This is a genomic window from Flavobacterium sp., assembly GCF_028712645.1.
GTDB lineage: Bacteria > Bacteroidota > Bacteroidia > Flavobacteriales > Flavobacteriaceae > Flavobacterium.
In genome coordinates this window covers 1-6,306 of record NZ_JAQTPQ010000212.1, presented here as the reverse complement: position 1 = coordinate 6,306, position 6,306 = coordinate 1, and the positions used below count along the sequence as shown (strand labels likewise).

The 6,306-nt window shown below is 31.7% G+C and carries 8 protein-coding genes; 4 read left to right on the top strand and 4 right to left on the bottom strand.

All coding sequences use genetic code 11. The features are described 5' to 3' along the window. From PHC28_RS14290 to PHC28_RS14280, 3 genes are all read left to right on the top strand, one after another. A partial coding sequence (locus PHC28_RS14290) for a 2TM domain-containing protein (protein ID WP_300102029.1) occupies positions 1 to 232 on the top strand: 232 nt, incomplete at its 5' end. Positions 233 to 248: 16 nt separating this feature from the next. After that, complete coding sequence (locus PHC28_RS14285; protein ID WP_300102026.1) at positions 249 to 599, top strand: 2TM domain-containing protein; 351 nt, start codon at positions 249 to 251, stop codon at positions 597 to 599. A gap of 55 nt (positions 600 to 654) precedes the next feature. Continuing rightward, positions 655 to 1,413, top strand: coding sequence for a LytTR family DNA-binding domain-containing protein (locus PHC28_RS14280; protein ID WP_300102023.1), 759 nt, complete (start codon positions 655 to 657; stop codon positions 1,411 to 1,413). Between the two features lie 93 nt (positions 1,414 to 1,506). Here the strand turns inward: PHC28_RS14280 and PHC28_RS14275 are convergent, their stop codons facing one another. The 4 genes from PHC28_RS14275 to PHC28_RS14260 all read right to left on the bottom strand — a co-directional run bounded on the left by PHC28_RS14275 (position 1,507) and on the right by PHC28_RS14260 (position 5,462). Beyond that, the gene (locus tag PHC28_RS14275; protein ID WP_300102021.1) at positions 1,507 to 2,280 is read right to left on the bottom strand and encodes a CDP-alcohol phosphatidyltransferase family protein; all 774 of its coding nucleotides are present in this window, start codon (positions 2,278 to 2,280) and stop codon (positions 1,507 to 1,509) included. A 58-nt stretch (positions 2,281 to 2,338) separates the two neighbouring features. Next, complete coding sequence (locus PHC28_RS14270) at positions 2,339 to 3,361, bottom strand: COX15/CtaA family protein (protein WP_300102032.1); 1,023 nt, start codon at positions 3,359 to 3,361, stop codon at positions 2,339 to 2,341. A gap of 16 nt (positions 3,362 to 3,377) precedes the next feature. After that, on the bottom strand, positions 3,378 to 4,793 hold the full coding sequence (locus tag PHC28_RS14265; RefSeq protein ID WP_300102016.1) for an HD domain-containing protein: 1,416 nt from the start codon (positions 4,791 to 4,793) through the stop codon (positions 3,378 to 3,380). 102 nt (positions 4,794 to 4,895) lie between these two features. Then, positions 4,896 to 5,462, bottom strand: coding sequence for an L-threonylcarbamoyladenylate synthase (locus PHC28_RS14260; RefSeq protein WP_300102013.1), 567 nt, complete (start codon positions 5,460 to 5,462; stop codon positions 4,896 to 4,898). Positions 5,463 to 5,541: 79 nt separating this feature from the next. Here PHC28_RS14260 and PHC28_RS14255 point away from each other — a divergent pair. Then, positions 5,542 to 6,306, top strand: a 765-nt coding sequence (locus PHC28_RS14255) for a lysophospholipid acyltransferase family protein (protein ID WP_300102010.1), incomplete at its 3' end; no start/stop codon positions are given.

Genomic DNA, 6,306 nt, shown 5'->3' with positions numbered 1-6,306 from the left:
ACTCAAAGGGTTTTACGGAAATTTGATTTCCTACTGTTGTGTAATTCCCTTTTTAATCTATATCAATTTAACTTATTCTCCACAATTTCAATGGTTTTGGTTTTCGGCTGCAGGATGGGGATTTGGATTGTTGATGCACGCTTTCAAAGTTTTTGGATACAGTTCTAATTGGGAAGAACGTAAGATTCAAGAGATTTTAAGAAAAGAAGATAATAAACAAACTTGGAAATAATTTAAAAAATAAAGAAATGAGACGATCAAGAAGAATGTTTGAGCAATACCAATCGGACAATTTTAGTCCAGACGAACGCTATAATTTGGCTTATAAAAGAGTAAAAAGAATCAAAGGGTTCTATGTCCATTTATTGGTTTATATTCTTGTAAATGCATTTATAATTTCTGGAAACTATTATACTAATTCTCATGAGGATTATAGTTTTTGGAGTTTTGAAGTGTTTTCAACTGCACTTTTTTGGGGAATTGGTTTGGCTGCACACGGATTATCCGTTTTTGGAAGGAATCTGTTTTTTGGACAAAATTGGGAAGAGAAGAAAATCCATGAATTGATGGAGAATGAAAAAAACGAGAAATGGGAGTAAAGAGAAGTATTCATTATAACTTCTAACTTCTATTCTCTAACCTTTAACTTAAAAAATGACAACAATAATAATCGAAGACGAAAAACCCGCAGCAAGATTGCTGCAACGTAAACTTGGAAAGTTAAATATTGAAGTAGGAGTGATGCTTCATTCTGTCGAAGAGGCAATCGATTGGTTTATTAAAAATGAACATCCCGATTTGATCTTTTTAGACATTCAATTGTCTGATGGTTTGTCGTTCGAAATCTTTGAAAAAGTCGATATTAAAAGTGCTATAATTTTCACGACGGCTTATGATGAATATGCACTAAAAGCATTCAAATTAAACTCGATTGACTATCTCTTGAAACCCATTGATGAAGACGATTTAGAGATGGCGATTTCAAAATTTAAAGCACGTTTTCCAAATCAAAATTCATCCATAAATTTAGATTTTGACACCATCAAAAAAATGTTTCAAAATCCATTCGATAAGAATTTCAAAACTCGGTTTACTGTTAAAATTGGACAGCATTTAAAAGTCATTTCAATAGAAGAAATTGAATGTTTTTTTAGTGAAAATAAAGGGACTTATATTCATACTTTCGACAACAGAAATTATTTAATTGAAACTACTTTAGAAGTTTTGGAACAAGAATTAGATTCGAAAAATTTCTTTCGAATAAGTCGAAAATTCATCATTCCATTAAAAGCAATTAAAGAAATTGTGGTGTATTCTAACTCAAGATTGAAAGTCATTTTACCTTCCTATAATGATGATGAAGTTATCGTAAGTAGAGAAAAAGTAACCGATTTTAAAAATTGGATTGGTTAATATGTAAGGTTTATTTATAGTTTATATAATTACTTTTAACTATTTGATAATTTGAATTTTAAACAAGTTGTATAGATTATTTCTATGACGGTTTTAAGCCTTAAAAAAGATTTTTCTAATCCCTATAAATGCAAAAATAAAGACAGAGTAAATTATAAAAAACGGAACGATAAATTCAATTAAATTAACAGCTAACATAGTGGTAATTATCAACAATTGAAATCCCAATCCGTAAATAGAAACGAAAGTCATAAACCAATTTGGGAACGTTTTTACCTTATAAGCATCACTGTCTAAAGTGTGAATTATTTTATCAAATACTCCATAAACTATTGTATAAATAGCAAACATAATATCAACCATTTTTTGACTTTCACCAACTAATGCTTTCGGAGATTTGTATTCGAAAATTTTGCTTGTAGAATCTCCACCAACCGATTTATTTCTCAAAATCACATAGTAATAATTGTATAAAGTTCCTTGTAATTGAATGCAAAAAAATGCCAAAATTGTCATCCAAAAATTGCTTTTAGTAACATAAAAAATTGACATCAAAAAAAGAAAATTTAAGATAATATCAAACACGCTGTCGAGATATCTTCCGGTGTAAGATGGGATCTTTTTTGCTCTCGCTAATTCGCCATCGGCAGCATCGATAATTGATTTTAAAATGATGAAAAATCCCGCTAAAAAGTAATGATTTTTTAATATAAAATACACTGCAATCAAGCCTGAAATCCCAAAAAGTAGCGTAACGTGAATGGGAGTAAATCGCGTTTTTTTTAATTGGTTGACCAAAATATTTGCAATTGGTCGTCCATAATCGGACAGATCAATAAATTTATCTTGTGCGGAAAGTTTAGACATTTATAGCTGTTAAACATTGTGATTTCACAATATAGTCAGATGTAAATATAGCAAAATATTATTTGGATAGTCTATGTAATGTATAAGTCATAGTGGTTAATAAAAAGAAAGCCACCACTTGATGTGTTAATCCTAACCACAATGGAACACTGTAAAGTAAAGTAAAAACGCCTAAGGCAAATTGCAAAAATACAATTGCAACTAATGCATTTATCCCCGATTTTTGGTTTTTAGTTAAGTCAAATTTATGGCTTTTATAAGCTAAGAGCAATATAAATCCTACTACAAAATAAGCCAAAGTTCTATGTACAAATTGAACGCCACTTTTTCCCTCGGTAAGTCTTTGAAACCAAGTGTCTTTTTCTAAAATGATACTTTCGTGAAAAAATTGTCCATCACTCATCAATGGCCAATGGTTGTGGATTAGACCAGCATTTAAACCCGCTACAAATCCACCGTAAATAATTTGCATAAGAAGAAAGACTAATGCAACTCGAGCTAAATTTCGTAGCGGAATAATAGATATATTTCTGTCAGGATAAATCAAATCCAATGCCACCCAAAGCGTGTAAGCAAAAGTGATAAAAGCAAAAGTTAAATGTAATGACAAACGAAAATGACTCACATCAGGGTTGTCAATTAATCCACTTCGTACCATAAACCAGCCCAAAAAACCCTGAAAAGCACCCATTCCCAATAGAATGTAGCATTTGTTCAGTGTGTCTTTGTTAATTTTTTTCTTAATCAAGAAATAAACAAAAGGAATTATAAATACAAAGCCAAGTACACGACCAATTAATCGGTGAAACCATTCCCAGAAATAGATGAATTTATAATCTGAAAGTGTAAAATCGTTGTGGATATTGATTTTTTGATATTCAGGAAACTGTTTGTATTGCTCGAATGTTTCCTGCCATTTGGCTTCAGTTAACGGCGGGAAAGTATCGGTTACCAAATGCCAATCGGTCATTGAAAGACCAGAATTTGTCAAACGGGTAATTCCGCCAACTACAACCAATACAAACACTAAAAAACATACTGAAAGTAGCCAGATTATTACTGATTTATTCTCTTTCATAATTTTATTTTCAAATTATTTAAACTTTTTTCAATCCTAATTTTTCTCCTCTGTTCAATACAAAATCATAGGCAGCTTGATATTCATTTGGGATTTCTCCTTCAAGGATTGCTTCTTTTACAGCTTCTTTTAGAATTCCAATTTCACGGGATGGTTGTAGATTAAAGATTGTCATAATTTCTTCCCCAGATATTGGTGGTTGAAAATTTCTCACGTGATCACGTTCTTCGACTTCCACTATTTTCTTTCGAACGAGTTCAAAATTTTGATGGTATTTCTTGAATTTACTTGGGTTCTTAGTTGTAATGTCAGCTTCACATAAAGTCATCAAACTTTCTACATCTTCGCCAGCATCAAAAACCAAACGGCGAACAGCAGAATCAGTTACTAAATCTTGCGAAAGTACAATTGGTCGTGAGCTCATCATTACCATTTTTTGTACAAATTTCATTTTGTGATTTAAAGGCATTCGCAATCTTTCGAATATTTTCTTAGCCATTTTTCCACCAAGAAATTCGTGTCCGTGAAACGTCCAACCTTGTTTTTTATTGAAACGTTTTGTTGGAGCTTTGCCAATATCGTGTAAAAGTGCCGACCAGCGAAGCCAAACATCATCCGTATTTGGGCAAATATTATCGACAACTTCAAGCGTGTGGTAAAAATTATTTTTGTGGGTTTGACCTTCAATTTCTTCTACTTGATTTAAAGCAGTTAATTCAGGTAGAATGATGTCTAAAAGTCCCGTTTTGTATAATAATAAAAATCCAATCGAAGGCTTGTTAGTAGAAAGAATCTTATTGAGTTCATCTACAATTCGTTCTCCAGATATAATTTTGATTCTTTCGGCATTTTTAGTAATTGAATTCAAAGAATTTTCTTCAATTTCAAAACCCAATTGAGTTGCAAAGCGAATGCCTCGTAACATTCGCAACGGATCGTCAGAAAAAGTGATATCAGGATCTAGGGGAGTTTGAATAGTTTTATTTTTTAAAGCCGTTAATCCGTCGAAAGGGTCAACTAAATCTCCAAAATTTTCGGAATTTAAAGATAGAGCCAAAGCATTTATGGTAAAATCACGGCGATTTTGATCGTCTTCCAAGGTTCCGTTTTCGACAACGGGATTTCGACTTTCAAAATGATAGGATTCTTTTCTAGCACCAACAAATTCAATGTCAATTTCTTTATAACGCAACATTGCCGTTCCGTAATTTTTGAAAACCTGAACTTTTGGTTTTTTCGGAAGCAATTCCGAGACTTTTAAGGCAAGTTCTATTCCGCTACCAACGGCGACGATATCAATATCTTTTTTAAAATCTCTCTTCAAGAGTAAATCTCTCACGAAGCCACCAATCACATAACTTTCGAGATTAAGTTCTTGTGAAGCTTGAGAAATGACTTCGAAAATTTTATTATTTAGGGCTGATTTGTAGTTCATTGATTTTTCTATTTTGTCATTTCGACGAAGGAGAAATCACATAACGAGAGCAACTGATGTGATTTCTCCTTCGTCGAAATGACAAACAATAACATATATTTTTTACTTCCGAATCACTTTTACCTGCGAATCATTCGTTAATTTTATGATTGTAGATGGTTTTCCTGCAATTTTTTCGCGATGCAAATTTACAACATAGTCCACACCTTTTATAATTTCTGGACTAATATCTTTGAAGGCAATAGGCGTGGGTTGTCCTGAAATATTTGCCGATGTGGAAACTAATGGTTTTCGCATCTTTTCCATTAATTTAAAACAGAAAGGTTCTTTGACTATTCTAATTCCTAAACTATTGTCTGTCGCTATTAAATTGGGGGCAATATTTCGTGGTTGGTCAAGAATTAGGGTCGTAGGCTTTTCAGATAAATCCAAAATTTGCCACGCTACTTCTGGAACAGCTGCAAAAACATTATACATCATTTTTTCTCCATTCATCAAGCAAATCATCGATTGTGTTTCGGCTCTTTGCTTGAGTTTATAGATTTTGGCAACAGCCTCTGGATTTGTGGCATCGCAACCAATTCCCCAAACGGTATCCGTTGGATAAAGGATTATTCCGCCGTTCTGAATGATTTCGTAAGCTTTGTGAACTTCTTCGTTGAGATTCATAATGTTGTTAAATATATTTTCGACAAAGATAATACAAACTTAAATTATATACTTTTAGTTATATTTGCAAAAAAAAAAAATGCAACTTCTATTATTCTTGATTGTATATCCAATATTACTTTTACTATCAATAGTACCTTTTAGATTTCTATACATTTTGTCTGATATAGTCTATTTTTTCGTATATCGTATTTTTGGTTATAGAAAAAAAGTAGTTAGAGAGAACTTGGCATTAGCTTTACCTCATTTATCAATTGCAGAAAGACTAATTATTGAAAAAAAATCATACAAACATTTGTGTGATATGTTTTTAGAAATGATAAAAACGATGGGTATTTCTAAAAAAGAAATGGATAAAAGGTTTGTTTTTAAAAACCTAGAAGTTTATAAATCTCTTGAGAAAGACGGGAAAAGCATTGCTCTTTTATTATCTCACTATGCTAGTTATGAATGGGTTATTTCGATGAATAGTGAAATTTCATTTAAGGGATTTGCTGTTTATAAGAAGGTAAATAATAAATATTTTGATAGATTGGTGCGAAAAATTCGTTCTAAATTTGATACAGAATTGGTGCCAATTAATAAAATAGCAGAAGTAATAGCAAGCAATAATTCCAATAACATTAAATCTGTATATGGGTTTGTAAGTGATCAATCGCCACAATTAAAAGCCAAAAATTATTGGCATAATTTTATGGGAATTGAAGTTCCAGTGTACGTTGGAACGGAAATGCTTTCGAAAAAAATCGATATGAATGTGGTTTTTCTTAAAGTTTCCAAAGTTAGAAGAGGTTACTATGAAGCTGAATTTGAAATTTTGTCAACTAATGTAAAAGAAATTCCT

What these genes read in the sequence shown, in the direction of transcription:
- PHC28_RS14285 (WP_300102026.1), top strand. Translation starts at nt 249, where the DNA reads ATGAGACGATCAAGAAGAATGTTTGAGCAATACCAATCGGACAATTTT.
- PHC28_RS14280 (WP_300102023.1), top strand. Translation starts at nt 655, where the DNA reads ATGACAACAATAATAATCGAAGACGAAAAACCCGCAGCAAGATTGCTG.
- PHC28_RS14275 (WP_300102021.1), bottom strand. Translation starts at nt 2,280, where the DNA reads ATGTCTAAACTTTCCGCACAAGATAAATTTATTGATCTGTCCGATTAT.
- PHC28_RS14265 (WP_300102016.1), bottom strand. Translation starts at nt 4,793, where the DNA reads ATGAACTACAAATCAGCCCTAAATAATAAAATTTTCGAAGTCATTTCT.
- PHC28_RS14260 (WP_300102013.1), bottom strand. Translation starts at nt 5,462, where the DNA reads ATGAATCTCAACGAAGAAGTTCACAAAGCTTACGAAATCATTCAGAAC.